Raw genomic sequence first — 22945 nt, 5'->3', positions numbered from 1 at the left:
GGCAACTCGGTTTTCCGGCGGCAGGGCGGCACGGCGGAATGCCACGGGCCGCGGCCGGCCGTAGCGTGGACGGAAAGTCTCCGAGCGGACGGCAGGTACCCGCGATGGCCGGTGAGGTCTCCTTCTTCGAACTGGGTGCGGGCGACCCCGAGCAGGCGCGGACGTTCTACGGCGGGCTGTTCGGCTGGACCTTCGAGCCCGGCCCGGCCGACGGCGGCGGGTTCGCGATCGGTACGCCCAATGTCCCCGGCGGGCTGCACGGCGGGGACGCGGGCGCGAGTCCGTACCTGTTCTTCGCCGTCGACGACATGACGTCCGCGGTGGCACGCGTCCGCGAACTCGGCGGGCAGGCCGACGACATCGACCTGGGAAGCGACGAAGGGTCGGTCGCCCGGTTCGGCCGCTTCCAGCTCTGCCACGACGACCAGGGTTCCCCCTTCGGGCTGCACCAGCCGCCGGAGCGAAGCTCCTGACGCCCGCACCGACAGTCAGGCCGCCTCGACGCCGCCCTGCACCGAGGCCCCCCACTCGACCAGCAGTCGTTCGTACTCCCGGCGGGACTCCGGGGACACCAGGCCGCCGTCGACGAGCGCGCGGATCTCCGCGTTCAGCTCGGCGAGTGAGCGGACAGGCGTCGGCTCGGAGGGCGGAGTGGGCATGTGCAGATTGTACGGGCGGCCAGGGATTCAGGGCATCGACGGGTCACCGGTCGCCGCTGACCTGGGTTTTGTGGTGTCGCCGACTCCTGCCCCGGCCCGCGGGGCGGCGTCGGCCACGGGGCCGCCCCGAAATCGACGTGCGATTCGGCCCGGGGGAGTGTCACAGTCCCTGTCGTGACCTTGATGGACGTACTTGTCGACTTCTCCCGCACCGGCCGGATCGGTCCCCTGAGCTGCGGAATGTCCCTGGACGAGGCGGAAGACCTTCTCGGCCCCGGGCGCCCGCACCCTGCCCACATCCTGCTGGGACCCGATACCGACGGCTACCCGTACTCCTGGCACGGGCTGCGACTGGTCATCACCCAGCGGGCCGTGAGCGGCCTGTGGATCGACCTGTGGCCCGGCTCGACCGCCGGCCTTCCGCCGCTGGTCCTGCCTGATTCCGAGTCCTTCGAAGCCACCGTCCTCCGCGAGGACCTGATCGCCGCCCTCGACGACGCGGACTGCCGGCATGAGGTCAACAGCACGCTCACCTTCGGCCGGCAGTCAAGCCTCATCACCCGTCCCGCCGAGGTCTGCGCGGTCTTCAGTCTGCCGGGTCGGGACAACCAGGTGCCGCACCGTGATCGGCACTACCTCGATGTGATGCACAAGCACACCGCTTGACGCAGAGGTGGCCTCGACGCAAAAGCGCCCACAGGTGAACCAGGCGAGTCAGGTATGGACCCTTCCATGACCGAAATCCATCAACATACAGAAATTGGGGGATGCTTCGGCAGGTGGCACGGATGATGAGTCGGATGAGAGCCACAGTCGGTACCGTCCTCATCACCCTCGCCGCCATCCTCGCTCTGAACGGTTGCGGCGACGGCAGCAGCAACACGGGCAGCGGCGGGGTCCAGGGCGGGAACAAGGCCGCTGCGGTCGCCTACAAGATCACCGAACGGGAACAGGTGGGCGCCGTCAGGAACGTCCTCGTCCAGGTCGACAGCGACGACCAGCTCCGCGCCGTCTTCGACGCAGTGAAGGCCGAACTCACCGAAGAGGCCGTCTACGTCGTCGGCATCGAATGCACGACCGGCGGGGACGAGTACGACCGGCGCCTCGCCAACGGGCGCTACGTGGTCGGGGCGGCCGGGTCAGCAGAAGCAGGACTCCCGGCCGGCACCACCGAATACCAGGCCGCAGGCGGCACGTGCCCGGCCTGACTCCTCACCGCACGGCGAAGCCCCGGACCGCTACGGTCCGGGGCTTCGCTGCGACCTCTTGGTGGCGGTCTCCGGTCCAGCGTGAGGGTGTCACGAACGTCGCATGCGGCGGACAGTCCGCGCACCTACCGTGGCCGCCCCGTCAAGAACCTCGTCGCGCGAAATTGACGAGCGGTCCCACGTCCAGCGGTGGAAGATGTCCGTCGGGCGGCGCACCTGGGAGCACCCCGGAGAAGAGCAGATCAAAGCCCGCACGCTCGGCCGGCGCAGCACCCGGATGAAGACGACCTGACCGCCCCCAAGGAGTACCGCATGAGCGACAGCATCGATCTTGCCGCCCTGAACTCGGCAACCAAATACCCGTCCATCCCGACCTATCACGTGCTCGGTGAGCGTGGCGCTCTCACCGAGGACGCCACCCCGTTCGTCGGCGATGTGGTGCTCACCGAGAAGATCGACGGCACGAACGCTCGCATCATCCAACTTCCGGGCGGTGACTGGCTCATCGGCAGCCGCGAGGAGCTTCTTGCCGCCCGGGGCGACCGGGTGACCAACCCGGCCCTGGGGATCGTGGGGGCGCTGCGCACAGTCGCCGAAGGCCTCTCGGCGAGGGACGGCATCAACGTCTTCTACCTGGAGGTGTACGGAGCGAAGGTGGGTGCTGCGGCGAAGCAGTACACCGGGACCGGGCAGGTCGGGTACCGGTTGTTCGACGTGGCGACGGTGCCGCCGGAGGTCTTGGACCGGCCGGTCGAGCGCATATCCGCATGGCGCGAGGGGGGCGGACAATCCTTCCTCACCGAGGAGGCCCTGACCGTCGCCGCCGGCGTGGAGGGCATCGCGCTCACCCCCCGCCTCGACGTCATCGCGCCGGGAAGCCTGCCGACCGGTGTCGACGGGATGAGCGCTTGGCTCGACGCCAGTTGGCCGCGGACCCGGGTGGCGCTGGACGGCCGGGCGGCCGGCCGTGCGGAAGGTGTGGTGCTTCGTACCACCGACCGTTCGGTGATCGCGAAGGCGCGGTTCGAGGACTACGCGCGGACCCTCAAGCGCCGTACCCGGACGGCCCGTAGTGGCTGACCCGTCACGCCCCGGCTGCGCTGACGACAGTAACGATCAGCCGGGAGCCGAACCTCCGAGAGCCTCGAATGCTTCTCAGCCCGCGGACTCACCGGCGTGCGGGCTCAGGACACCCGCGCCGATCAGGACGAACAGGAGGATGCCCAGAAGCACGCGGTAGATGACGAACGGCATGAAGCTCTTGGTCGTGATGAACTTCATGAACCACGCGATGACCGCGTAGCCGACCACGAACGCGATGATCGTCGCGAAGATCGTCGGCCCCCAGGAGACGTGTCCCTCGCCCGCGTCCTTGAGCTCGAACACGCCCGAGGCCAGCACCGCAGGAATGGCGAGAAGGAAGGAGTAGCGGGCCGCTGCCTCACGGGTGTAGCCCATGAGCAGCCCACCGCTGATCGTGGCGCCCGAGCGGGAGACGCCCGGGATCAGGGCCATCGCCTGGCAGAAACCGAAGATCAGGCCGTCCCTGACGCCCAGTTCCTTCAGCGACTTGCGCTCCTTGATCGCCCGGTGCTTGCCGCCGGTCTCGTCACGGGCCGCGAGGCGGTCCGCGATGCCGAGGACGATGCCCATGACGATCAGCGTCGTCGCGATCAGGCGGAGGTCGCGGAAGGGGCCCTCGATCTGGTCCTTGAAGGTCACGCCGAGCACACCGATGGGAATCGAACCGATGATCACCAGCCAGCCCATCTGGGCGTCGTGGTCACCGCGCATCGAGGAGTTGGTCAGTGACCGGAACCAGGCCGAGACGATCCGGGCGATGTCCTTGCGGAAGTAGATGAGGACCGCAGCCTCGGTGCCGATCTGCGTGATGGCGGTGAACGCCGCACCCGGGTCGTGCCAGCCGGCGAACGCGGCGGTCAGCCGCAGGTGTGCGCTGGAGGAGATCGGCAGGAACTCGGTCAGTCCCTGAACGAGGCCCAGGACGAATGATTCGAACCAGCTCATGGGGCTTTGGCCATCCCGGAGGTGATCATGCAACGTCCGACGGAGACTCAGGCCGTCGACAGCGTGCGGAAGCGGTCAAAAGGGAAAAAGAGGGCATCGTGTCGCGCCCCCGAGATCGTCTTGCGGTCGGGCGCAGCGTATCGCCTGTACGTGAACGGACTCCCGGCTGCCCCCGCTACGCCGCCCGTGCACCGCTCAGGAACCGCCCAGCCGGTGACGCTTGCGCCAGGCGAGCAGGGCCGCGCCCGCCCCCGACAGAACGATGAAACCCATGGCCGCCAGGAAGGCGGGCGAGGTCGGCGAGGAGGCCTCGCTGCCCGCGATGACGTACGCCGCCGTATTGGGGATCGAACCGAGCCCGGTGGCCAGCAGGAACGGCGGGTACCCCATCCGGGAGGTCGCCGCACAGTAGTTGGCGGCGGCGAACGGCACTCCGGGGAAGAGCCGCAGCGCCAGCATGGAGCGGAAACCGTGCCGGCTCAGCAGGCCGTCCGCGGCCTTCATCCACCGTCCGCGCAGGAGCGTCCGGAGGGCGTCCTGTCCCAGTACCCGACCCAGCATGAAGGAGACACCCGCGCCGAGCACGGTACCCGCCAGAGCCGCCGCCAGGCCGGTCTGCGCACCGAAGAGCGCGCCGGCGGCGAGGTTGAGGAGTGGACGCGGTACGAACGCCACGGTGCACACGCCGTACGCGACGCCGAACAGCATGGCCGCGGCCGAACCGGTCAGCTGGGGTGGCCAGCCGGAGGCGAGCAGCCGCTGTGGTTCGAACAGCAGCATCGAGGTGGCGGCAGCCAGCAGCACGGCCACGAGCAGGGAGAACCGGGACCAGGGTGAGAGCAGCACCCTCGTACAGCGCACTGCGAGACCGCCGGCAGGCCGGGCGGCGGGGACGGGGTCGAACATCTGGGGAGACTAACCGAGACCCGCGTGTGATCGCCGTAATGTGTCCGGACGCGATGCACCGGCCGACCGTGCGGGGCATCTGTTCAGGCGGCAGGTGTCCTCGGCCTCCGCCCGGTTCGCCCGTGCCCGTGGGGCTGCCGTGAGGGAGTGGGCGTGGCTGACGGTGTGGGAGGCGCGGTTGTCGGACGTGATGGTCGATGCACAGCGGTGAGGCTCGGGATGGGCGAAGCATCGTGCAGGCGTGCGGATTGACAGTCGTTGAGGGGCCGGTGCCCGGGTCGGCGCCCTCCCCTGCAGCGGCCATTCGTGCCGTCGCGGGAGTCGACGTGAAACCGACCGGATCCATCGCGCGGACACAGCCCGCCGCCCTCGAGGAAGTCGACCTTCAGTGGCGGGAGCTGGCTACGGGCCGTCTCGTGCCTCCGGGGGGCGGTGAATTCTTCATCCTGCCACCCGGGGGCGGCGGCGCTGCCGTCGGCTGGGTCCGGGTGAGAGATGCCGTCGGGGCAGCCCTTCCGTCCCGCATCGCGGCAGAAACGGGCTCGCCCGAGTTCCTGAGTCTGTCGGCGGACGGACGCCTTCTGTTCGCGGTCTCGGAGGAGGACGACGAGTACTGGATCATCGTCCGGCGTGTCCCCGGTGATTCGGGGGGATGGACCGAAACAGACGTGTGATCGCCGTAATGTGCAGCCCATGAGGCCCGCCGCGCACGCCGCGCCCACCGCGCCGGACAGCGAGCTCGCCGACACCGTGCTCGAGCGGCTCACGGCTGTCTACCCCCGGGCCGCCGACCCGGAACGAGCGGTGTCGGCAGCCGCGTACATGAAGGACATCGCCCCGTTCCTCGGCATCGCCACCCCGCAGCGGCGGGCCCTTTCCCGGACCGTGCTGGCCGGTACGGGGCGGCCCGACGAGGCGGACTGCACGGCGATCGCCCTGCGCTGCTGGGAGTTGCCGGAGCGTGAGTACCAGTACTTCGCCGTCGACTACCTGCGCCGCCATGTGGCGCGCTGCTCCTCCGGGTTCCTCCCGGTCCTGCGCCACCTCGTCGCCACCAGGGCCTGGTGGGACACCGTCGACCTGCTCGCCGCGCATGTCGCGGGCCCGCTCGTGACCGCGGATCCGGTGCTTGCGACGGCGATGGACCGGTGGATCGAGGACGACGACATGTGGATCGCCCGCACGGCCCTGCTGCACCAACTGCGGTACAAGGACCTGACCGACACCGGAAGGCTGTTCGGCTACTGCCTGACGCGGGCCGATCACCCGGACTTCTTCATCCGCAAGGCGATCGGCTGGTGTCTGCGCGAGTACGCGAAGACCGACCCGGATGCCGTGCGCGACTTCGTCGAGGGTGCCCGGGACAGGCTGTCACCGCTGTCCGTCCGCGAGGCGCTCCGGAACGTGTGAGGTCCACGGCCGGCTGAACCCGCCTGTGCGGAAGGCCCGTCCGGCCCGCCCGAAAACCATTCGACGCCGCCGCGCCGCTCCGCCATGATCAGGGACATGTTCCGGTACGCCTTCCTCGCAGCGCAGTCCGCAGTCGCGGACACGCCGAAGGCTGCCGTGAGCACCGCGGCCGCAACCGCAGCAGCAGTCGAAGCAGCGTTCCTCGCTGCGGCAGCGCCCATCGGCGGCGCCCGAAGCTGACCCTCCCCCGACAGTCCGGCGGACCCCGTAAGGGGAGGGTCGGCGGGGCCCTGGGGTCTTCTCTTCTCAGCTTCGAATTCCAAGGAATGAGCCATGCCCAAGACGGCATACGTGCGCACCAAGCCGCACCTGAACATCGGCACCATGGGCCACGTCGACCATGGCAAGACCACGCTGACCGCCGCCATCACCAAGGTGCTGAGCGACCGGGGGACCGGCACCTTCGTGCCGTTCGACCGGATCGACCGGGCGCCCGAGGAGGCGCTGCGCGGCATCACCATCAACATCTCGCACGTCGAGTACGAGACCGACACCCGGCACTACGCGCACGTCGACATGCCCGGCCACGCCGACTACATCAAGAACATGGTCACCGGAGCGGCGCAGCTCGACGGGGCGATCCTCGTCGTCTCCGCGCTCGACGGGATCATGCCGCAGACCGCGGAGCACGTCCTGCTGGCCCGTCAGGTCGGCGTCGACCACATCGTCGTCGCCCTCAACAAGGCCGACGCGGGTGACCCCGAGCTGACCGACCTGGTCGAGCTGGAGGTCCGTGAGCTGCTCTCCGCGCACGGTTACGGCGGCGACACGGTGCCCGTCGTACGGGTGTCGGGCCTCAAGGCCCTGGAGGGGGACCCGCGGTGGACGGCGTCCATCGAGGGGCTGCTCGACGCGATCGACACGTACGTGCCGATGCCGGTGCGCTACATCGACGCGCCGTTCCTGCTGTCCGTGGAGAACGTGCTCACCATCACGGGCCGCGGCACCGTCGTCACCGGCGCCGTGGAGCGCGGCACGGTGCGCGTGGGGGACCGGGTGGCGGTGCTCGGCGCGGACATCGAGACGGTCGTGACCGGCCTGGAGACCTTCGGCAAGCCGATGGAGTCCGCGGAGGCCGGGGACAACGTCGCGTTGCTGCTGCGCGGGGTGGAGCGCGACCGCGTCCGCCGCGGCCATGTGGTGGCGGCTCCCGGAAGTGTCAGTCCGAGCCGGCGCTTCACCGCGCAGGTGTACGTCCTGTCGGCCCGGGAAGGAGGCCGCACCACTGCGGTCACCACCGGCTACCGGCCGCAGTTCTACATCCGTACGGCGGACGTGGTCGGCGACGTCGACCTCGGCGAAGCGGCCGTGGCCCGGCCCGGCGACACGGTCAACATGACCATCGAGCTCGGCCGTGACATCCCGCTGGAGTCCGGTCTCGGCTTCGCGATCCGCGAGGGCGGCAGGACCGTCGGCGCCGGTACGGTCACCGGCCTGCTCTGAGGCGACCGGGGAACCCGCCTCCCGCATTCCACGGGGGGCGGGTTCCGCATGTCCCGCAGACCCGGGCAGTCCGGCCCGCCCGGGAAACCGGGAACAATGGGGGTGTGAACGAGCCGATACCCGTCATCCGCGCCGCCGACTTCGGCACCGCCAGGCTGCTGCCCGACGTGGACCGGGACCGGGCGTGGCTGCTCACGGTCGACGGAGCCCCGCAGTCGTACGTCGACCTCGACGATCCGGAGTACCTCGAATTCGAGTACGTGCAGCGGCTCGCCCATGTCGTGGACCTCGCGGCCGAGCCCGGCGCGCCCCTGGACGCCGTGCACCTCGGCGGCGGCGCGCTCACGCTGCCCCGCTACGTCGCGGCGACCCGCCCCGGCTCCCGGCAGGACGTGGCCGAGGCCGACCGGGGACTCATCGAGCTGGTCCATGAGCATCTGCCGCTGCCCGAAGCGGCCGGGATCACCGTGCACGGCACCGACGCCCGGGGCTGGCTGGAACAGGCACCGGAGGATTCCGCGGACCTGCTGATCGCCGACGTCTTCGGCGGCGCACGGGTACCGGCGCACCTCACGTCCATCGAGTACGCGCGGGCCGCCGGGCGGGTCCTGAGGGCGGGAGGCATCTACGCGGCCAACCTGGCGGACAGCGCGCCCTTCGGCTTCCTGCGCCCGCAGCTCGCCAACTTCGCCGAGGTCTTCGACGAGGTCGCGCTGATCGCGGAGCCGGCCGTACTGCGAGGCCGGCGCTTCGGCAACGTCGTGCTCGTCGCCTCGCGGAGTCCTCTCGACATCGCGCCGCTGACGAGGCTGTGCGCCGCGGACGCGTTCCCCGCCCGGGTCGCCTACGGGGCGGCGCTCACCCGGCTCGTTGGCGGCGCCGAGCCCGTACGGGACGCCGACGCGGTCGCCTCACCCGAGCCCCCCGACGGAGCCTTCAGCGTCGGCTGACACCCGGCGCTCCTGCATGGGCGGCACCGGCGCCGGGCCTCCGGCCGCCTTCACCGTGCTGCGCCGGGTCAGGTTCCGTACGTCCGGGACGAGGAGCACCGCCGCCGTCACCACCACGATCAGCGCGGCGCAGCCCCACAGTGCCTCGCTGCGGCCCACCAGTGTCTCCACCGGACCGGCCGCCGCCGTGGCCAGCGGCACCATCGCGACAGAGCCGAACCAGTCGTACGCCGAGACCCGGGACAGCTTCTCCTCCGGGATCTCCTGATGAAGCGCCGTCATCCAGGAGACGCCGAACACCTCGATGGCCACCCCCGTCACGAACATCACCCCGCAGAGCCCGGCCACCGGCAGCGGCACGGCGAGGCTCGCCGAGGGCAACGCCAGCGGGAACACGCAGAGCGTCCCGGCGAGCAGCAGCCGTCTGGGCTTCCAGCGCATCATCAGCAACGCCCCGCCCAGCGTGCCGACACCGAACGCGGCGAGCGCGAACCCCCATGGGCGCGCACCGCCGAGCTCGTCCCGGGCCACCAGAGGTCCGTACACCGCCTCGGCGGCGCCGATGACGGCCACGACCACGGAGAACTGCAGCACGATGGCCCAGAGCCAGGGGCGGCTCGCGACCTCCTGCCAGCCGTCACGCAGATCGGCGAGCAGTCCACCGCCCGGGGCGCGCTTCGGGATGTGGCTCACGTCGAGGAAGGCCCGCAGCGCACCGGCCACGGCGAACGCCGCCGCGTCGGCGGCCAGCACCCAGCCGGGGTCCATGGCGGCGATCATCGCGCCGCCGAGCGCCGCGCCGCCGATGGCCGCACCGTGCATGGACATCCGGAAGAGGGCGAAGGCGCGGCTCGCCTGTTCGCCGCTCACGCTGGACATCAGCATGCCCTCGGCAGCGGGACTGAAGAAGGCCTGCCCGGTGCCGCACAGCGCGGTCAGGAGCATCATGTGCCACAGCTGGGCGTCGCCGCTCAGGACCAGCCAGGCGAACACCGCCTGGGAGACGCAGTTGAGCGAGTTCGCCGCGACCATCACCCGGTGGCGCGGCACCCGGTCGGCGATCGCACCGCCGATCAGCAGGAAGAGCACCAGCGGCGCGGTACGCGCGGCGGCGACCAGGCCGACGTCGCCGCCGTCGCCGCCCGACTCCAGAACCGCGAACGCCGCCGCGATCAGAGCGCCATGGGTACCCAGGCCCGTGATGATCGCGGCGGCTGTCAGCAGGCCGAAGTTGCGGCCCGTCCGTACGGAGCGGAGCGAGGGGGGCGGAGATACGGCGGCGGAAGTCACCAGGGGACTATCCCCGCCGCAGCCCCTCGCTGCCAAATGGGCCGGCCGTTCCGAGGGTGCGAAGGGTCAGGACGTGCTCTCCGCGAGCCGGACCGTGCTGAGGATCTTCTGGATGGTGGCGTCCGGGAGTTCGTCGTCCACGCCCGCGTTGGCGTAGAGGATCCAGGACGAGTACTCGGCCTTGGCGTTCTTGAAGGTGAAGGCGATCGACTTGCCGTCGGTGTCGCACTTGTCCTTGTTGGCCAGCCCCGTCGCGGTGGCGGTCACCACACTGCCGGAGAGGCCGGACTTGGTCGTGTACGGCTTGGGCTTGCCGATCTTGACCTTCTCCTTCGGGTCCTTCTGGGCGTAGGCGGCCCACACCCAGTTGGCGGCCTCGTTGGTGGCGGCCTCGTCGGTGCTCTTGGCGCCCTGACCGCCCTTGGTGCCGACGCCGGCCAGGCCGGTGTCCTCCTTGGTGCCGTCCTTGTCGGCGTCGTCGATGCACCACTTGCTCTTGTAGTAGGCAGGCGCGGAGAAGCCGACGGCGGGCGGGCCCTCGGGCTTCTTGACGTTCTCGAAGCCGGAGAACACGCCGGCGCCCGAGACCTCCCAGTCGCCGGGTACGTCGAACTGCGTGCCCCACTTGGGGTTCGTGACGACCTTCCAGCCCGGGATCGTCGGCGCCGCGTCCTCACCGCCCCGCGGGTTGGCCGCGGGCGAGGAGGTGGCGTCGGAGGGCTTCGCGGACGGCGACGCCTTCTTGTCGTCGGCGACGGTCTTGCCGCCCTTGTCGTCGTCCTTGCCCATGACGACGACGCCGGTGACGACAGCCGCCACGACGACCGCGGTGGCGGCGACGATCGCGACGATCGCCGTCTTCTTCTTGTCGTCCGGCTGAGGACCGCCGGGCGGCCCCGGCACCGCGTACTGCGGCATCGTGGGCTGCTGGTAGGGGTTCGGCTGCGGGTAGCCCGGCTGCTGCCCGGGCTGGCCCTGCGGATAACCCTGCTGCTGATATCCCGGCTGCTGATAGGGATTCGGCTGCTGGTACCCCGGCTGCTGGTACGGGTTCTGATTCTGGTCCTGCGGGTTTTGCTCGCCCCCGGGCGGCTGCTGTCCTGGCCACATGGCCAGTAACCATAGAGGGGTGGGGCGCCCACTGCTACGGCCGCCCCTGTGAGGAGATGACCAAAGCCTCCTACTCATGAGTAACATCTCGTTCATGAGCACTGAAGAGATGACAGTCGGCGAGATGCTGTCCGCGACCGTTCCGATGGTCAGGACCCTCAACCTGGAGTACCTCGAAACGAGCCCGGAGCGGGCTGTCCTCTCGCTGCCGGACCAGGCCGAGTACCACAACCACCTCGGCGGACCGCACGCCGGAGCGATGTTCACCCTGGCCGAGTCCGCGAGCGGCGCGATCGTCGTGGCCGCCTTCGGCGACCAGATGGGACGGGCCGTGCCGCTCCCCGTCACCTCGGAGATGTCCTTCAAGAAGGTGGCCATGGGCGCCGTCACGGCGACCGCGACGCTCGGCCGCCCGGTGGCGGACGTCATCGCCGAACTCGACGAGGGCAAGCGGCCGGAATTCCCCATCACCGTCGAGATACGGCGGGCCGACGGCGCCGTGACGAGCGAGATGACCGTGGTCTGGACCCTGCGTCCGAACCGCTGACCGATCCGTCCGCACCGATCCGTCCGCACCGGGCCGCCGCACACCCCGCCCAGGGGAGCGGCGGCCCTTCGCGCTGTCCGGGCCAGGTAGGCTGCCCGCCGTGTGCCGGCGGAGTGCACAGCGGCAGGATTTCTTACGGAGGGACCGGCGTTGCACGTCCAGGAGTGGCTCGAGACCGTACCCGCGGTCAGCATTTACCTCCTGGTGGGGGTCGTCATCGGGCTCGAGAGCCTGGGAATTCCGCTGCCGGGCGAGATCATCCTCGTCAGTTCGGCGCTCCTCGCCTCCCAGCACGGCGACATCGACCCCGTGGTGCTCGGCGCCTGCGCGTCGGCCGGAGCGATCATCGGTGACTCGATCGGCTACGCCATCGGCCGCAGGGGAGGCCGCCCTCTGCTCGCATGGCTCGGCGGCAGATTCCCCAAGCACTTCGGTGAGCCCCAGATCGCACTGGCGGAGCGGTCCTTCGAGAAGTGGGGCGTGTGGGCGGTCTTCTTCGGCCGCTTCGTCGCGCTGCTGCGGATCTTCGCCGGACCGCTCGCCGGCGTTCTGCACATGCCGTACTGGAAGTTCCTGATCGCCAACGTGCTCGGCGGCATCGTCTGGGCCGGTGGCACCACGGCCGTCATCTACTCGGTGGGCGTCGTCGCCGAGGCGTGGCTCAAGCGCTTCTCGTGGCTCGGCCTGGTGGCTGCCGTTCTGATCGGCCTGACGTCGATGCTGGTGCTGAAGAACCGGGCGAAGAAGGCGGCGGAGCAGTCGGCGGCCGGCTCCCCGGCGGCGGCCGAGCCGGACGCGGTACCTGCCGTCGACTGACCCCGGCGCCCGCGGCCCGGACCCCCTGCGGGGATTAGGCCGCGAGCCCGGCTGCCCGCATCAGGCCTGGTGGGCCTGACGGTGCGCCTTCGCCAGTTCCACGTAGCCGACGGCGTTGAAGCGGATGTTCGCCAGCTCCTCGGCGGTCAGCTCCCGCTTGACCTTGGCGGGCACCCCGGCGACGAGCGAACCCGGCGGCACCTGCATCCCCTGCGGTACGAGGGCCTGCGCGGCGATCAGTGACCCGGCGCCGATGTGTGCCCCGTTGAGCACCGTGGCGCCCATGCCGATCAGGACGTCGTCCTCGATGACGCAGCCGTGCAGGACCGCGTTGTGGCCGACGGAGACCCGGGCGCCGACCGTGAGCGGGAAGCCGGGATCGGTGTGGACGCTGCAGTTGTCCTGGATGTTGCTGTCGGGCCCGAGAGAGATCGGGCCGCAGTCGGCACGCAGCACGGCCTGGTACCAGACGCTGGAGCCCGGGGCCAAGGAGACCTCGCCGATGACGACGGAGGTCGGCGCCACGAAGGCGTCCGGATCGATGTCCGGCTCCTTGCCGCCGATGCCGGTGACCAACGCCTGCTCTGTCATCGTGTGCTCCTCGGTTGCGGGTGCGGTGAGGACGCGTCCTCCCACCGGTGAAACCGTAAGCGACGTCCTCTTCGTCCCCCCGGGCCGGGGTGGGGCGAACATCACAGCCTGGCGTGAGGGCCTGTCCCGTTACGGCCGACTACCGTGAGCGGGTGCCGAAGAACAGAAACACGTTCTCGTCCGTGGCCCTCTGGCGGCGCCGCGTCCTGTCCCGTGCCGTCCACCGGGGCTGGGCCTGGGTGCAGGAGTCGGGCGCGGTCACCGCGCAGCACCCGGGGCGGCTGCGGTTCGGCCGCATCGGCGCCGGGACCCGACTCGCCTTTCCGCAGGGCACCGTGTTCGGTGAGCCGTGGATCGAGCTCGGGGACCACTGCATCATCGGCGAGCAGGTGACGCTCACGGCCGGGATGATGCCCGATCTGGACCTGGGGTCCGAGCCGATCCTGACCCTGGGCGACGGTGTGGTGCTGGGCCGCGGCAGCCATGTCATCGCCGACACGACGGTGACGATCGGCTCGAACACGTACTGCGGTCCGTACGTCTACATCACCTCCACCAACCACAGCTACGACGACCCCCATGAGCCGGTCGGGAAGCAGTGGCCCCGCATGGAGCCCGTGGTAATCGGTCCCGGCTGCTGGATCGGCACCGGAGCGGTGGTCCTGCCAGGGGCCAGGCTCGGGCGCAACGTGGTGGTCGCCGCCGGAGCCGTCGTACGGGGCGAGGTGCCCGACCATGCCGTGGTGGCGGGAGCGCCCGCCCGGGTGGTACGCAGCTGGGACCCCGAGAACGGCTGGCAGCCGCCGCTGCGCACCCCCGCACCGGTGCCGATCCCGGAAGGTGTCACGCCCGAGCAGCTGCTGGCCGTGGCGCATCTCGAGGACACGCCCCGCGGCTGAGCGCCTACCCCGTGGCCAGCAGGACGGTCCCGAGCAGGGCGAGGCCCGCCCCCGCGGCCTGGACCGCGCGCAGCCGTTCGCCCAGTACGACGCGTGCGCCCAGCGCCGTCACCACCGGATACAGCGACGCGAGGACCGCGGCAACGGTGACCGGGCCGTTCTGGGCCGCGATCGAATAGGTGCCGTTCGCGGCGACGTCGGCGAGGCCGACGAAGGCCAGCGCGGGCAGCGCGGCGATGACGACGGCCCGGCCGCCCTCCTCGGGCAGGGCGCGGCCCCCGCGGCGCACCGATACGTACAGGGCCGTGCCGCCGACGGCGATGTTGGTGACGCGCTGGACGAAGAGCGCCAGGAACAGGCCGGTGACCGTGGTGGACGCCTCGGCGATCAGCGCCATCACCGCTCCGAAACCGAATGCCGCCAGCAGGGTCAGCACGACGGCCTGGCGCTGCACCGGGGCCCCGCGCAACTGAGGGCCGCCCGCCAGGACGACGCCGACGACGGCCACGGCGACACCGGCGAACTGCAGCAGTCCCGGCTGTTCGCCGACGACCAGTCCGACCCCGACCGGAACGGCGACCCCCAGCGCGCCGAGGGGGGAGACCACGCCCATCGGGCCGAGGGCCAGCGCCTTGTAGAAGCTCAGCATCGCCACGGGTCCGACGGCGCCCGCCGCGACCGCGAACCAGAGCCGCCCGTCCAGCTCGCTCCAGGCGCCCGTCGCCGTCACGACGACGCCGAGCACCACGGCGGCGATGCACTGCGAGACCACCACCACGGTGAGTGCGGGCGTCCGCCGGGTCAGCAAGCCGCCGCCGAAGTCGGCCAGCCCCCACAGGAGGCTCGTGGCCAGGGCGAACAGTGCTGTCATCGCGTGCCTCGCAGTACAGTGCGGTGGTCGGGTGGGTACACCACACCGTAGTGCAGTATTTTCGACCCTGTCATCCAAAATATTGGACGGAACGTGTCTGACCTCGATCAGCTCACCCAGTCGCTCGCACGCAACCTCAAGCGCTGGCGGAGCGAGCGCGGCTTCACCCTCGACGCACTCGCCGCCCGGGCCGGCGTCAGCCGCGGCATGATCATCCAGATCGAGCAGGCACGTACGAACCCGAGCGTCGGCACCACCGTCAAACTCGCCGACGCTCTCGGTGTGAGCATCACGACCCTCCTCGACTACGAGCAGGGGTCCCAGGTGCGCCTGGTGCCCGAGAGCCAGGCCGTGCGGATGTGGTCCACGGAGGCCGGCAGCTGGACCACGCTGCTCGTCGGCACGGAAGCCAGGGGGCCGATCGAGCTCTGGTCCTGGCACCTGATGCCCGGCGACGGCAGTGCCTCCGACCCGCATCCCGAGGGCACGGTGGAACTCCTCCACGTCACCTCGGGCGAACTGACCCTGATCGTCGACGGTGCGGAGCACTCCGTGCCGGCCGGCACCTCCGCGACCTTCGAGGCACACGTGCCGCACAGCTACCGCAACGACGGCACCGAGCCGGCCGAACTGACCATGGCCGTCTCGATCCCGCCCGTACGCCGGGACGGCAACTGACCTCGGCCGGAGGGCTGTTAGCGTGACACGCATGCGCGCACCACTGGGCAACTTCGAGGACGCTTCTCCCGCCGCCGACCGTCTCGGTCTGCTTCCCCCGCCCGTCGCCGATGCGGTGGCCAGGGGCTGGGGCGACGTCCCCGCCGACCGGATCATCCACGTCGACACGGACCCGGCGATCGCCGACACCAGCGTCTTCGTCGAGCACCACGGCCCGGAGCTGCTCGACCGATCGGCCAACTGTGTCGTCGTCGCGGGCAAGCGGGGCGGCGAGGTCACCCTGGCCGCGTGCCTGGTCCTCTCGCGCACACGCGTCGATGTGAACGGCGCCGTACGCAAGCACCTCGGCGCACGCAAGGCGTCCTTCGCCCCGATGGATGTGGCGGTCGGCGAGTCCGGCATGGAGTACGGCGGGATCACCCCGATCGGCCTGCCCGCCACCTGGCCGCTGCTGCTCGACCCCGCGGTGGTCGACGAGGAGTGGGTGCTGATCGGCAGCGGCCGGCGCCGCGGCAAGCTGATCGTCCCGGGCAAGGCGCTCGCGGCACTACCGGGTGCGGTGCTGGTCGAGGGCCTGGGGATCTGAAGCCCGTATCGGGTGGGCGCTGACCGGCCCGCCTCAGGTCCGGGCGCGGTGGTCCTTGAACCAACCGACGGCGAAGTCCACCGCCGAGGTCAGCCGGATCAGCCGGCTCTGCGCCGAGCCCACCCGCCCCCGCCGTACGGCCCCGCCGGTGTCCGCCCGCTCGAAGTCGCGCCCCAGCGCGGCGAAGTCGCTGTCGTCCAGCGCGACGTCCTCGTACTCCCACCACTGACGGCGGCCCTCGGGCGCCACCACGCAGCGGTAGAGGCGGCGCGGCGGGTCGGGGAGCCGGTACTCGGCCAGATGAAAGGCCGTGCACGTGTCGAAGCCCGTCCCCAGGAGCAGAATCCTGGCGTCGGATTCGTACAGACGGGCGAGGGGGGAGTCCTCGCCCAGATGGCAGGTCGGACGGTGCCGCGCGAGCAGACTCCCGGCCGCCGGGCCGATCGCGGCGAACGACGTCTGAGGGTGGCCGCTGCGCTCGGCCCCCGGCGCCAGACGGACCTTCTCGGCCAGCGTGCCCATGCCGGTCGCGGGCGACACGGCCCTGTCGAACGGGGGCATCGACGCCCGCACGGCCGCGCGCGCCGCGTCGCTCAGCCCCCGTACCCGGTCCAGGTACGGGGGCGAGGTGTCGGAGTTCTCCGAGGTGAACGAGGGGACGACCAGCGTCCCTTCCGGTCCGAGCGCCTGCCGAAGGGCATCGACCATGTCGACGGCGTCACCCCCCACCGCACGCATCGAGGTGTGGACCAGCAGGACACCGCCCCGCTCCACCCCGAGCCGGGACAGCTGGGCCACCGCCCGGTCGTTGCTGATCAGCTGCTCTGTCACGGCAGACATTGTCCCCGTCGTGGGACGGACGCGACACCGTCCTGTCAGGAGCGGCCGGCGAGTGTCGGAATTTCGATGGCGGGGCAGCGGTCCATCACCATGTCGAGACCGGCCGCGCGCGTGCGCTCGTACGCCGCCTCGTCGATGACCCCGAGCTGGAACCAGACCGCCTTCGCGCCTGCTGCGACCGCCTCGTCGGCGACCGTGCCCGCCAGACCGCTGTTGACGAAGACGTCCACCACGTCGACCGGGAACGGAATGTCCGCCAGTGCGGCGTACCCCTGCTCGCCGTGGACCGTCGCCGCCTTGGGGTGCACCGGGACGACACGCTTGCCGAAGAGCCGAAGGACCTCGGCCACTCCGTAGGCCGCCCGGGAACGGTTGTCGGACAGGCCGACCACCGCCCAGGTGTCGCCCGAGTCCTGAAGAATCCTGCGCACCGTCTCATCGTCTGCGTACATGCCCGGGACAACGGACGGTCCCCCCGGACCATTCCCGTACGGCCGGGGGAAGGGCGGTGGCCGGACGGCGCATAGGGTGGCCGGATGCAGGAGCAGTACCGGACAGTCGCTCGCGCGGGTGTGCACGAGACCGAGGTCAACCGATCGCGCTTCCTCTGCGCGCTCGCCCCCGCGGCCACCGAGCAGGAGGCGCAGGAATTCGTCGCACGCATCCGTAAGGAGCACCCCACCGCCAGCCACAACTGCTTCGCCTACGTGATCGGCGCCGACGCCTCCGTACAGAAGGCGAGCGACGACGGGGAGCCGGGGGGCACCGCGGGCGTCCCCATGCTCCAGATGCTGATGCGCCGGGAGGTGCGGTACGCCGTCGCCGTCGTCACCCGCTACTACGGCGGCGTCAAGCTCGGCGCCGGTGGACTGATCCGGGCGTACGGGGGCGCGGTCGGGGAAGCGCTCGACACACTGGGCACGATCACCCGGCAGCGCTTCCGGCTGGCCACGGTCACCGTCGACCACCAGCGGGCCGGCAAACTCGAGAACGATCTGCGCGCCACCGGCCGCTCCGTGCACGATGTGCGGTACGCGGAGGCGGTGACGATCGAGATCGGGATCCCGGACGCCGACATCGAGGACTTCAGGATCTGGCTCGCCGATGCGACGGCCGGCTCGGCGACGCTCGAACTGGGTGGCGAGGCGTACGGGGACGTACAGGCCGGATGAGGGATCAGAGGCCCCGCGGCATTAGCGTGGTGTCGGGCCGACTGCGGAGATCCGCGGCCGGCGGGGGTGCGGGGCCGGTGCGGCTCCGGGGCGGAGGAAGCGGAAGATGCAGGTCGGAGCCGTCGGAGTGATGTCGTGAGGATTCTGCACACCTCGGACTGGCACCTGGGGCGCTCGTTCCACCGTGTCCCCATGCTCGAAGCCCAGGCCGACTACCTCGACCACCTCGTGCGGACCGTACGCGAGCACGAGGTCGACGCGGTCCTCGTGGCGGGCGATGTCTACGACAGGGCCGTGCCGCCGCTGGCGGCCGTCAGGCTGTTCGACGACGCACTGCACCGGCTCGCCGCCGCCGGCGTGCCGACCGTCATGATCTCCGGCAATCACGACTCCGCCCATCGGCTCGGTGTCGGTGCGGGGCTGATCGCACGGGCCGGCATCCACCTGCGCACCGATCCGGCGGACTGCGCGACCCCCGTGGTGCTGCAGGACGCACACGGAGACGTGGCGTTCTACGGACTGCCCTATCTGGAACCCGCGCTCGTCAAGGACACCCTGGGTGCCACGAAGGCAGGACACGAAGCGGTCCTGACCGCCGCCATGGACCGGGTCCGTGCCGATCTCGCCGACCGGCCCGCCACCACCCGCTCCGTGGTCCTCGCGCACGCGTTCGTGGCGGGCGGCGAACCCAGCGACAGCGAACGTGACATCACGGTCGGCGGTGTCGCCGCCGTCCCCGCCGGGGTCTTCGACGGTGCCGACTACGCGGCCCTCGGGCACCTGCACGGCTGTCAGACCGTCACCGAACGCGTCCGCTACTCCGGCTCCCCGCTCGCGTACTCCTTCTCCGAGGCCGCCCACCGCAAGACGATGTGGCTGATCGACCTCGGCGCCGGCGGAGAGCTCTCCGCCGAACGCGTCGACTGCCCCGCCCCGCGCCCGCTCGCACGGCTCCGGGGACGGCTCGACACCCTCCTCGACGACGCCGCCCTGGAACGGCACGAGGAGTCCTGGGTCGAAGCCACGCTCACCGACCCGGTACGGCCCGACGAGCCGATGGCACGCCTCCTGGCCCGATTCCCGCACACCCTCAGCCTCGTGTTCGAACCGGAGCGTGCCCCCGAGGATCCCCTCGTCTCGTACGCCCAGCGGCTCCGGGGCCGGAACGACCAGCAGATCGCGGAGGACTTCGTGGCCCACGTACGCGGCGGGAGCGGGCCCAGCGAGCAGGAACGCACGGTGCTGCGCGCCGCGTTCGACGACGTACGGGTGAGCGACGGCGTGCACGAGGTGTCCCGTTGAGACTGCACCGGCTCACCCTCACCGCCTTCGGCCCCTTCGGCGCCACCCAGGAAGTCGACTTCGACGCGCTCTCCTCGGCCGGGCTCTTCCTGTTGCACGGTCCGACCGGCGCGGGCAAGACCTCCGTGCTCGACGCCGTCTGCTTCGGCCTGTACGGAGCGGTACCCGGCGCCCGGCAGAGCCCCGGCACCTCCCTGCGGAGCGACCACGCCCCGGCCGACCTGCCGACCGAGGTCCGGCTGGAGCTGACCGTCGGAGGACGTCGCCTGGAGGTCACCCGTCGGCCCGCCCAGCCCCGTCCGAGGAAGCGGGGACACGGCTTCACGACAGAAAAGGCACAGAGCCTGCTGCGCGAGTACGGACCCGAGAAGGGCTGGCAGGCGCTCAGCCGCTCGCACCAGGAGATCGGCGAGGAGATCGGCCGGCTCATCGGGATGAGCAGGGACCAGTTCTGCCAGGTGGTCCTGCTTCCCCAGGGAGACTTCGCGCGCTTCCTGCGGGCCGACGCCGAGGCACGCGGCAAACTGCTGGGCAGGCTCTTCGACACCCGCCGATTCGCCGCGGTGGAGGACCACCTGGCCGAGCTGCGCCGTACGGCGGAAGCCCAGGTCCGAACCGGCGACGAACACATCCTGGCCCTCGCCCAGCGCATCGCGCAGGCCGCCGGACCGGTCGCCCTCGAATCGCCCCTGTCCGAGGACCGGCCCGGTGAACCCGGACTCGCCGACGGCGTACTGCAATGGGCAGCCGTCGCACGTGGCGGCGCACACGAGCGGCTCGACATCGCCCGGAGCGCACTGTCGGCGGCGGAGGCCCGGAACAACGCCGCGCGCGGCGCCCTGGACGCCGAGCGCGAGCTCGCCCGGCTGCAGCAGCGGTACGGGGAAACACGCCGCCGCGCCGCAGGACTCGAGGAGCGTCGCCCCGAGCGCGACCGCTGCCACGAACAGCTCACGCGCGCACGCAAGGCGGACCTCGTCGCTCCGGCACTCGAGCTGCGCGAGGAGGCCGAACGCGCCCACCGGGCGGCGAGCGCGGCCCGTGAACGCTCTCGCGCGGAGCTGCCCCGGGAGCTGGCCGACGCGGGCGTCGAACAGCTTTCCGGCGCGGAGCGCACCCTCCGGTCGGACCTCGGCGCACTCGAGGCAGCGCGCCGCGCCGAACGGCGCAGCAGGCAGATCGACGCCGAACGGGCGGGGATCGAACGGCAGTCCCGCGCCGACGACGAACTGATCCAGGAGGCGGCGGACTGGCTGGCGGGCTGGGACGGCACCCACCGGGAACTGCGGGAGCGCATCGAGAGTGCGCAGGATGCCGCGACCCGGGCCGAGCAGCTGGCCGGCCGGCTGGACCCGGCGCGCAGAAGGCTCGACGCGGCGCGGCGGCGCGACGCGCTCGTCGACCGTGAAGGGACCGCCGAGGACAGGCTGACCGCAGCCCGCGAACACGCACTCGCCGCGCACGAGACCTGGCTCGGGCTGCGTGAGCGGCGGCTGCGCGACATCGCGGCGGAGCTGGCCGCGGGGCTTGCCGACGGCGTGGCCTGCACTGTGTGCGGGTCGGCCGATCACCCGGAGCCGGCCCGTCCGGGAGACGGCCATGTGGACCGCGCGACGGAGGAAGCGGCGCTCGCCGCCCACCGGCGTGCCGAGCAGTCCCGCGCGGAGGCGGAGCGCGAGCTCGGCGTGCTGCGCGAACGGCTCGCCGCGGCGCGGGCGGAGGCATCGGGGGACCTGCCGGGGGATCTGGAGGAGCCGGAGGCGAGGGGGGCGGCGCAGGATTCCGTCCGGGGTACGGTCTCCGTCGCGGAACTCGAGGCGGTCGTCACCCGGCTGACCGGGGAACACACGGAAGCGCACCGGCTGGCAGCCGGGACGCACGGCGCGCGGGAGGCACTCGCCACCGCCGAGCGGGAACACCTCGGACGGCTCGACGCCCGGCAGCAGGCCGAACGGCGCGCGGCGGCCCGCACCTCGCAGCGGGAAGCACTCGACCGCGAACAGGCCGCACTGGAGACCGAACTGGTGGCGGCACGGGGGGACTCGGGCTCCGTCGCCGCACACGCGAACCTGCTGGAGCGCCGGGTCTCCCTGCTCTCCGATGCCGCTGATGCGCTGCGGGCCGAACAGAGCGCCGCGCAGCGCCGCAAGGAGGCCGACGGCACACTCGCCGACGCCGCGTTCCGGGCCGGGTTCGACACCCCGCAGGCCGCGGCTTCGGCGCTCGTCGACGGCACGGCCCAGCGGGAACTCCAGCACCGGATCGACGCCTGGCAGGCGGAGGCCGCAGCCGTCGCCGACCGGCTCGCCGAGGAGGACGCCCGGGCAGCCGCGGCGCAGCCGACCGCGACGCCGGACGCCGCGCAGTCGGCGTACGACGCGTCAGGACGGCAGCTGCGTGAAAGCGCCGCCGCCCTCGCCGCCGCCCAGGAGCGCTGCACGGAGCTCGGCCGGCTCTCCCGGAAGGCCGCGGAAGAGGTGCGCAGGATGGGACCGCTCCGGCAGGAGCACGAGCGGGTGGCACGCCTCGCCGGACTGACCGCCGGCACCTCGGCCGACAACGAGCGCAAGATGCGCCTCGAGGCGTATGTGCTCGCCGCACGGCTGGAACAGGTCGCCGCGGCCGCGACAGCCCGACTCCAGCGCATGTCGTCGGGCCGCTACACCCTGGTCCACTCCGACGCGCGGAGCGGGGGCCGCAGGGCAGGACTCGGGCTGCATGTCGTGGACTCCTGGACGGGCCGGGAGCGCGACACGGCGACCCTGTCCGGCGGCGAGACGTTCTTCGCGTCGCTCGCCCTCGCGCTCGGCCTCGCCGATGTCGTCACGGACGAGGCGGGCGGCGTACGGCTGGACACGCTCTTCATCGACGAGGGCTTCGGCAGCCTGGACGAGCAGACCCTGGACGAGGTCCTCGACGTACTGGACTCGCTGCGCGAACGCGACCGCAGCGTCGGCATCGTCAGTCATGTCGCCGACCTGCGGCGCCGTATCCCCGCACAGCTGGAAGTGGTCAAGGAACGGCACGGGTCGGCGGTGCGGCATCGCGCCGCGGGCACGCTCAGCGGCTGATCGCCCGGCGGGGGAGAGGCGAGGAGTACACGATGCTGGTGGTCACGGAGCCGAGGGTGCCGATCCTCCCCGTGACCTCCTCGAGGTGGCGCATCGAACGGGCGGTCACCTTCAGCACGAAGCAGTCGTCACCCGTCACGTGATGTGCCTCCACGATCTCCGGCGTCGTGTCCGTCAGATCGTGGAACGGCTTGTAGTTGCCGTTCGGATAGCGTAGCCGTACGAGGGCCATGATCGGCATTCCGAGCCGCTCCGGTTCCACCACCGCGGTGTAACCGCTGATCACACCCACCTCCTCGAGGCGGCGCACGCGTTCGGTGACGGCGCTCGGCGACATGGCGACGGCGCGGGCCAGCTCGGCGAAGGTCGCACGTCCGTCGCGTTGCAGGACGTCGAGGATGCGCCAGTCCGTGGCGTCCGGGGAATAGTCGGTCATGCTCGCCAGACAACAGGGAAATCCCCGGTAGATCAAGCGATGTGCCGGGGATCATCACTTCCGGCACATGGG

26 protein-coding genes are annotated in these 22945 nt (G+C 71.2%); 16 read left to right on the top strand and 10 right to left on the bottom strand.

Annotation, left to right across the window (positions count from 1 at the left end; all coding sequences use genetic code 11):
* The first annotated feature begins 104 nt into the window (after positions 1-104).
* Entirely contained in the window at positions 105-473 is a 369-nt protein-coding gene (locus tag ACFW9O_RS19390) for a VOC family protein (RefSeq protein WP_384610787.1), read from the top strand.
* Positions 474-488: 15 nt separating this feature from the next.
* On the opposite strand, the gene ACFW9O_RS19385 is transcribed toward ACFW9O_RS19390, so the two are convergent.
* Complete coding sequence (locus ACFW9O_RS19385; protein WP_384610786.1) at positions 489-659, bottom strand: hypothetical protein; 171 nt, start codon at positions 657-659, stop codon at positions 489-491.
* A 174-nt stretch (positions 660-833) separates the two neighbouring features.
* Here ACFW9O_RS19385 and ACFW9O_RS19380 point away from each other — a divergent pair, with 174 nt between their 5' ends.
* From ACFW9O_RS19380 to ACFW9O_RS19370, 3 genes are all read left to right on the top strand, one after another.
* Positions 834-1325 carry a hypothetical protein gene (locus ACFW9O_RS19380; protein ID WP_384610784.1) on the top strand — a complete coding sequence of 164 codons (492 nt, stop codon included), beginning with the start codon at positions 834-836 and terminating at the stop codon, positions 1323-1325.
* A 134-nt stretch (positions 1326-1459) separates the two neighbouring features.
* Positions 1460-1867 (top strand): hypothetical protein, encoded by a 408-nt coding sequence (locus ACFW9O_RS19375; protein WP_384610782.1) that lies wholly within the window; start codon positions 1460-1462, stop codon positions 1865-1867.
* A gap of 312 nt (positions 1868-2179) precedes the next feature.
* Complete coding sequence (locus ACFW9O_RS19370; RefSeq protein WP_384610781.1) at positions 2180-2947, top strand: RNA ligase family protein; 768 nt, start codon at positions 2180-2182, stop codon at positions 2945-2947.
* 75 nt (positions 2948-3022) lie between these two features.
* On the opposite strand, the gene ACFW9O_RS19365 is transcribed toward ACFW9O_RS19370, so the two are convergent.
* Both ACFW9O_RS19365 and ACFW9O_RS19360 read right to left on the bottom strand, forming a co-directional pair.
* Positions 3023-3895, bottom strand: coding sequence for an undecaprenyl-diphosphate phosphatase (locus ACFW9O_RS19365; RefSeq protein ID WP_351168426.1), 873 nt, complete (start codon positions 3893-3895; stop codon positions 3023-3025).
* Positions 3896-4090: 195 nt separating this feature from the next.
* Positions 4091-4801 (bottom strand): TVP38/TMEM64 family protein, encoded by a 711-nt coding sequence (locus ACFW9O_RS19360; protein ID WP_351168424.1) that lies wholly within the window; start codon positions 4799-4801, stop codon positions 4091-4093.
* A gap of 326 nt (positions 4802-5127) precedes the next feature.
* On the opposite strand from ACFW9O_RS19360, the gene ACFW9O_RS19355 reads away from it, so the two are divergent.
* From ACFW9O_RS19355 to ACFW9O_RS19340, 4 genes are all read left to right on the top strand, one after another.
* Positions 5128-5475: a hypothetical protein gene (locus ACFW9O_RS19355; RefSeq protein WP_384610779.1), complete on the top strand. Its 348-nt coding sequence runs from the start codon at positions 5128-5130 to the stop codon at positions 5473-5475.
* A gap of 19 nt (positions 5476-5494) precedes the next feature.
* A complete protein-coding gene (locus ACFW9O_RS19350; protein WP_384610778.1) occupies positions 5495-6211 on the top strand; it encodes a DNA alkylation repair protein in 717 nt (238 codons plus the stop codon).
* A gap of 333 nt (positions 6212-6544) precedes the next feature.
* Positions 6545-7714: an elongation factor Tu gene (gene tuf / locus ACFW9O_RS19345; RefSeq protein WP_384610776.1), complete on the top strand. Its 1170-nt coding sequence runs from the start codon at positions 6545-6547 to the stop codon at positions 7712-7714.
* A gap of 104 nt (positions 7715-7818) precedes the next feature.
* Positions 7819-8664, top strand: a complete 846-nt coding sequence (locus ACFW9O_RS19340; protein WP_384610775.1) for a spermidine synthase — start codon at positions 7819-7821, stop codon at positions 8662-8664.
* Here the strand turns inward: ACFW9O_RS19340 and ACFW9O_RS19335 are convergent.
* On the bottom strand, positions 8626-9954 hold the full coding sequence (locus tag ACFW9O_RS19335; protein WP_384610773.1) for an MFS transporter: 1329 nt from the start codon (positions 9952-9954) through the stop codon (positions 8626-8628). The genes ACFW9O_RS19340 and ACFW9O_RS19335 overlap by 39 nt on opposite strands.
* 66 nt (positions 9955-10020) lie before the next feature.
* Positions 10021-11064 carry a hypothetical protein gene (locus tag ACFW9O_RS19330; protein ID WP_384610771.1) on the bottom strand — a complete coding sequence of 348 codons (1044 nt, stop codon included), beginning with the start codon at positions 11062-11064 and terminating at the stop codon, positions 10021-10023.
* A 109-nt stretch (positions 11065-11173) separates the two neighbouring features.
* On the opposite strand from ACFW9O_RS19330, the gene ACFW9O_RS19325 reads away from it, so the two are divergent.
* Both ACFW9O_RS19325 and ACFW9O_RS19320 read left to right on the top strand, forming a co-directional pair.
* Positions 11174-11611 (top strand): DUF4442 domain-containing protein, encoded by a 438-nt coding sequence (locus ACFW9O_RS19325; protein ID WP_351168481.1) that lies wholly within the window; start codon positions 11174-11176, stop codon positions 11609-11611.
* A 150-nt stretch (positions 11612-11761) separates the two neighbouring features.
* Positions 11762-12427 carry a DedA family protein gene (locus ACFW9O_RS19320; protein ID WP_384610769.1) on the top strand — a complete coding sequence of 222 codons (666 nt, stop codon included), beginning with the start codon at positions 11762-11764 and terminating at the stop codon, positions 12425-12427.
* 60 nt (positions 12428-12487) lie between these two features.
* On the opposite strand, the gene ACFW9O_RS19315 is transcribed toward ACFW9O_RS19320, so the two are convergent.
* Complete coding sequence (locus tag ACFW9O_RS19315; protein ID WP_383175950.1) at positions 12488-13018, bottom strand: gamma carbonic anhydrase family protein; 531 nt, start codon at positions 13016-13018, stop codon at positions 12488-12490.
* A 152-nt stretch (positions 13019-13170) separates the two neighbouring features.
* Between ACFW9O_RS19315 and ACFW9O_RS19310 the strand changes: the two genes are divergently transcribed.
* A complete protein-coding gene (locus ACFW9O_RS19310; protein ID WP_351168406.1) occupies positions 13171-13917 on the top strand; it encodes an acyltransferase in 747 nt (248 codons plus the stop codon).
* 4 nt (positions 13918-13921) lie between these two features.
* Here ACFW9O_RS19310 and ACFW9O_RS19305 read toward each other — a convergent pair whose 3' ends face one another.
* Positions 13922-14788 carry an EamA family transporter gene (locus tag ACFW9O_RS19305; protein ID WP_384610767.1) on the bottom strand — a complete coding sequence of 289 codons (867 nt, stop codon included), beginning with the start codon at positions 14786-14788 and terminating at the stop codon, positions 13922-13924.
* Between the two features lie 93 nt (positions 14789-14881).
* Between ACFW9O_RS19305 and ACFW9O_RS19300 the strand changes: the two genes are divergently transcribed.
* Both ACFW9O_RS19300 and ACFW9O_RS19295 read left to right on the top strand, forming a co-directional pair.
* Positions 14882-15466 (top strand): helix-turn-helix domain-containing protein, encoded by a 585-nt coding sequence (locus ACFW9O_RS19300; protein ID WP_384610766.1) that lies wholly within the window; start codon positions 14882-14884, stop codon positions 15464-15466.
* 31 nt (positions 15467-15497) lie between these two features.
* Positions 15498-16052, top strand: a complete 555-nt coding sequence (locus ACFW9O_RS19295; RefSeq protein WP_384610764.1) for a YbaK/EbsC family protein — start codon at positions 15498-15500, stop codon at positions 16050-16052.
* A 33-nt stretch (positions 16053-16085) separates the two neighbouring features.
* Here the strand turns inward: ACFW9O_RS19295 and ACFW9O_RS19290 are convergent, their stop codons facing one another.
* Entirely contained in the window at positions 16086-16892 is an 807-nt protein-coding gene (locus ACFW9O_RS19290; RefSeq protein WP_384610762.1) for an aminoglycoside N(3)-acetyltransferase, read from the bottom strand.
* Positions 16893-16927: 35 nt separating this feature from the next.
* Positions 16928-17344: a CoA-binding protein gene (locus ACFW9O_RS19285; RefSeq protein ID WP_384610761.1), complete on the bottom strand. Its 417-nt coding sequence runs from the start codon at positions 17342-17344 to the stop codon at positions 16928-16930.
* A gap of 84 nt (positions 17345-17428) precedes the next feature.
* On the opposite strand from ACFW9O_RS19285, the gene ACFW9O_RS19280 reads away from it, so the two are divergent.
* From ACFW9O_RS19280 to ACFW9O_RS19270, 3 genes are all read left to right on the top strand, one after another.
* Positions 17429-18064 carry a YigZ family protein gene (locus tag ACFW9O_RS19280; RefSeq protein ID WP_384610759.1) on the top strand — a complete coding sequence of 212 codons (636 nt, stop codon included), beginning with the start codon at positions 17429-17431 and terminating at the stop codon, positions 18062-18064.
* Positions 18065-18199: 135 nt separating this feature from the next.
* Positions 18200-19366, top strand: a complete 1167-nt coding sequence (locus tag ACFW9O_RS19275) for an exonuclease SbcCD subunit D (protein ID WP_384610758.1) — start codon at positions 18200-18202, stop codon at positions 19364-19366.
* Entirely contained in the window at positions 19363-22437 is a 3075-nt protein-coding gene (locus tag ACFW9O_RS19270) for an AAA family ATPase (protein WP_384610756.1), read from the top strand. The genes ACFW9O_RS19275 and ACFW9O_RS19270 overlap by 4 nt, the downstream gene beginning before the upstream one ends.
* On the opposite strand, the gene ACFW9O_RS19265 is transcribed toward ACFW9O_RS19270, so the two are convergent.
* The gene (locus ACFW9O_RS19265; RefSeq protein ID WP_351168390.1) at positions 22427-22873 is read right to left on the bottom strand and encodes an Lrp/AsnC family transcriptional regulator; all 447 of its coding nucleotides are present in this window, start codon (positions 22871-22873) and stop codon (positions 22427-22429) included. The genes ACFW9O_RS19270 and ACFW9O_RS19265 overlap by 11 nt on opposite strands.
* Between the last annotated feature and the right edge of the window lie 72 nt (positions 22874-22945).

Origin of the sequence: Streptomyces sp. NPDC059499, from assembly GCF_042749285.1 — a bacterium.
Lineage (GTDB): Bacteria > Actinomycetota > Actinomycetes > Streptomycetales > Streptomycetaceae > Streptomyces.
This window is presented reverse-complemented; position numbering and strand designations above follow the sequence as displayed.

Excerpts from the sequence above, each read along its gene's own strand:
- ACFW9O_RS19390 (WP_384610787.1), top strand. The coding sequence starts at position 105 with ATGGCCGGTGAGGTCTCCTTCTTCGAACTGGGTGCGGGCGACCCCGAG.
- ACFW9O_RS19385 (WP_384610786.1), bottom strand. The coding sequence starts at position 659 with ATGCCCACTCCGCCCTCCGAGCCGACGCCTGTCCGCTCACTCGCCGAG.
- ACFW9O_RS19375 (WP_384610782.1), top strand. The coding sequence starts at position 1,460 with ATGAGAGCCACAGTCGGTACCGTCCTCATCACCCTCGCCGCCATCCTC.
- ACFW9O_RS19370 (WP_384610781.1), top strand. The coding sequence starts at position 2,180 with ATGAGCGACAGCATCGATCTTGCCGCCCTGAACTCGGCAACCAAATAC.
- ACFW9O_RS19365 (WP_351168426.1), bottom strand. The coding sequence starts at position 3,895 with ATGAGCTGGTTCGAATCATTCGTCCTGGGCCTCGTTCAGGGACTGACC.
- ACFW9O_RS19360 (WP_351168424.1), bottom strand. The coding sequence starts at position 4,801 with ATGTTCGACCCCGTCCCCGCCGCCCGGCCTGCCGGCGGTCTCGCAGTG.
- ACFW9O_RS19350 (WP_384610778.1), top strand. The coding sequence starts at position 5,495 with ATGAGGCCCGCCGCGCACGCCGCGCCCACCGCGCCGGACAGCGAGCTC.
- tuf (WP_384610776.1), top strand. The coding sequence starts at position 6,545 with ATGCCCAAGACGGCATACGTGCGCACCAAGCCGCACCTGAACATCGGC.
- ACFW9O_RS19330 (WP_384610771.1), bottom strand. The coding sequence starts at position 11,064 with ATGTGGCCAGGACAGCAGCCGCCCGGGGGCGAGCAAAACCCGCAGGAC.
- ACFW9O_RS19325 (WP_351168481.1), top strand. The coding sequence starts at position 11,174 with ATGACAGTCGGCGAGATGCTGTCCGCGACCGTTCCGATGGTCAGGACC.
- ACFW9O_RS19315 (WP_383175950.1), bottom strand. The coding sequence starts at position 13,018 with ATGACAGAGCAGGCGTTGGTCACCGGCATCGGCGGCAAGGAGCCGGAC.
- ACFW9O_RS19305 (WP_384610767.1), bottom strand. The coding sequence starts at position 14,788 with ATGACAGCACTGTTCGCCCTGGCCACGAGCCTCCTGTGGGGGCTGGCC.
- ACFW9O_RS19295 (WP_384610764.1), top strand. The coding sequence starts at position 15,498 with ATGCGCGCACCACTGGGCAACTTCGAGGACGCTTCTCCCGCCGCCGAC.
- ACFW9O_RS19290 (WP_384610762.1), bottom strand. The coding sequence starts at position 16,892 with ATGTCTGCCGTGACAGAGCAGCTGATCAGCAACGACCGGGCGGTGGCC.
- ACFW9O_RS19285 (WP_384610761.1), bottom strand. The coding sequence starts at position 17,344 with ATGTACGCAGACGATGAGACGGTGCGCAGGATTCTTCAGGACTCGGGC.
- ACFW9O_RS19280 (WP_384610759.1), top strand. The coding sequence starts at position 17,429 with ATGCAGGAGCAGTACCGGACAGTCGCTCGCGCGGGTGTGCACGAGACC.
- ACFW9O_RS19265 (WP_351168390.1), bottom strand. The coding sequence starts at position 22,873 with ATGACCGACTATTCCCCGGACGCCACGGACTGGCGCATCCTCGACGTC.